2 protein-coding genes are annotated in these 2,718 nt (G+C 77.2%); both read left to right on the top strand.

The genetic code is table 11. The annotated features are described in order from the left end of the window. The first annotated feature begins 38 nt into the window (after window positions 1–38). A complete protein-coding gene (locus tag G5C65_RS35065) occupies window positions 39–1,778 on the top strand; it encodes a histidine kinase (RefSeq protein WP_165303102.1) in 1,740 nt (579 codons plus the stop codon). Then, on the top strand, window positions 1,771–2,454 hold the full coding sequence (locus G5C65_RS35070; RefSeq protein WP_165303103.1) for a response regulator: 684 nt from the start codon (window positions 1,771–1,773) through the stop codon (window positions 2,452–2,454). The genes G5C65_RS35065 and G5C65_RS35070 overlap by 8 nt, the downstream gene beginning before the upstream one ends. Window positions 2,455–2,718: the final 264 nt, after the last annotated feature.

Below are 2,718 nucleotides of genomic sequence, written 5' to 3' on the forward strand. Positions count from 1 at the left end.
CCTCCACCCCCTCCGTCCCGGCCGCCCCATCCGCCTCTGTGTCCCCTCCGGTCGCTCGCGGACCGTTCGCCGGGCCCGGGGAGCGGAGGCGGCAGCTCTGGCGCGCCGCGGGTGAGGCACTGGTCGCCGGGGTGCTGGCGCTGCTCGCGTTCGTGAGCCAGGTGGGGCTCGGCAGCACGCTCGACGGCCCGGCCGTGCCGGCGCTGGCGCTCCCCGCCATCGGCCTGGCCCTGGTACGGCGCCGGTTCCCGGCGGTGAGCCTGCTCGGCCTGGCCGCGCTGGCCGGGGCCCTGCAGGCTGCCGCGCTGCTGACCGCGGTGGCCGCGCACACCGCGGCACGGCAGACGCCGGTGCCGCGGCGGCGCGGCGCGCTGCTGCTCGGGGGGATGGCGCTGGTCATGCTGACCGGCTTCGCGTCGGCGCCCGGCACCGGGAACGGCAGCGGACCGTACGGACTCGCCGTCGGCGCCGTGCTCGCCGCGACGACGGTCCTCGTGCCGGGGCTGGTCGGCGCCGCGAGCGGCCAGCAGGACCGGCTGCTCCAGGCGCTGCGGGAGCGTACGGCCGCGGCCGAGGAGGCGCGGCGGCTCGCGGACAGCGAGTCGCGGATGCACGAGAGGTCGCGGATCGCCGCCGAGATGCACGACCTGGTCGGGCACCGGCTGAGCCTGATCTCCCTGCACGCGGGCGGCCTGGAGATGGCGCTCCGCCAGGAGGCGCCCTCGCTGCGGGACGAGGCGGCGCTGGTGCGGTCCACCACGCGCGACGCGATGCGGGAGCTGCGCGAGGCGCTGGGGGTGCTGGGCCCGCTGGGCCGGGACACCGGCACCGACGCGCTGACCGACGCGACCGGTACCCGCGCCGATATCGAGGCGCTGGCCGAGGAGTCCCGCAAGGGCGGCATCCCTGTCGAGCTGTCCTGGCAGGGGGAGGACCTGGACGCCCGGTCGGCCCGGGTGCGGCGCGCCGTCCACCGTGTGGTGCGCGAGTCCCTCACCAACGTCCACCGGTACGCGCCCGGGGCCCGGGTGACCGTCGCCGTCACCCACACCGGGGAGCGCGTGGAGATCCAGGTGCGCAACGGCGCACCACCCGCGCCCGCCGCCGCGACCACCGGGCCCGGTGCCGGTGCTGGTTCCGGTTCCGGTGCTGGTTCCGGGCGCGGGCTGCCCGGACTGCGGGAGCGGGTGGCGCTGCTCGGCGGCACCTTCGAGGCGGGCCGCACACCGGACGGCGGGTTCTCCGTCGCGGTCCGGCTCCCCGCGGACCCTCCGGCCGGCGGGGAGCCGGCGGACGCCGCGCCGTACGCGGCGGAGCCGGCGCCCGGTGCCGCCGCGTACGGCGCGGCCGACGGCACCGCCCCGGACCGGGGGCTCCTCTCCCGCGTCCAGCGGGGCCTCGCCGGGGCCGTCACCGGCGTGCTCGGCCTGGCGGGCGTGGGCGTGATGATGCTCTTCGGGCTGGTGCTGGTGGACAGGGCCCAGCCCGGCCCCGACTACTCGCCCCCCGGGAAGCCCCGGCTGGGGATGTCGCGGGAGCAGGTGACGGACGCCGTGGGCCGCGACGACGAGCCGACGCGCGCGGCGGCGACCGGGCACGAGCCGCGGCGGCCGGCGTCCGCGACGGACTGCGTCCACCCGTGGACGGACGACCGGACCGGAAGCGGGCGGCTGCGCATCGTCCGCTACTGTTTCCGCTCCGACACTCTGATCGCGATCGACCGGTTCACGGTGCCGCTGGCGCCCGAACCGCACCGCGGGGGCGGCACACATGACTGACGACCAGGGCACCGGCTCCGCGATCCGGGTCCTGCTCGCCGACGACGAGCAGATGATCCGGCACGGCGTCCGCCTGATCCTCCGGCACGCCGGGGACATCGAGGTGGTGGGCGAGGCGGTCAACGGCGCCGACGCCGTCCGGCTCGCCGCCGAGTACCGGCCCGACGTCGTGCTCCTCGACATCCGGATGCCCGTACTCGACGGGATCGCCGCCGTCGAGCGGCTGACCGGCGCGGAACCCGCGCCGCAGGTCGTCATGCTCACCACCTTCGGCGACGAGGACAACGTCATCCGGGCCCTGGCGGCGGGCGCCACCGGCTTCCTGCTGAAGGACGAGGGCCCGCAGGAGCTGATCGGCGCGGTGCGCTCGGCCGCCACCGGGGACGCCGTCCTGTCCCCGGGCGTCACCGGGACCGTCATCCGGCGGATGCTGCGCGGCGGCGCTCCCGCCACGGGGACCGCTGAGCCGGACCGGCGGCTGGCGAGCCTGACGGCCCGCGAGCGCGAGGTGCTGGCCATGCTGGGGGAGGGGCTGTCCAACCTCGACATCGGCAAGCGGCTGGCCATCGGGGTGGGCACGGTCAAGACGCACGTCCGCGCGGTGCTGGACAAGACGGGTTCGGACAGCCGGGTCCAGGCGGCGCTCCTCGCCCACCAGACGGGCCTGACGGCCTGACGGCCTGAGGCGTACCCGCGCCGGGTCTGCCTTTGGGTAGAGGCCGTCTGTTCCCCGGGACATACCCGCGCCCGGCGGCTCCGCCTTTCGGCAGGGCGCCGATCCACGACCTGGGAGCGACACACCGCGGCCGTCCGCGCGACCACGATGGAAGCGAGTCGAGCCCCGCTTCCAGGAGTCCCCATGCCGCAGGCAGCCACCCCCTCCGCGCCCCGCGGGGTCCAGCACCGCCCCCGGCCGGACTGACGCCGCGCGCACCAGACA

The sequence above is a fragment of the Streptomyces boncukensis genome (genome assembly GCF_011045075.1).
In the GTDB taxonomy this organism is placed as follows: domain Bacteria; phylum Actinomycetota; class Actinomycetes; order Streptomycetales; family Streptomycetaceae; genus Streptomyces; species Streptomyces boncukensis.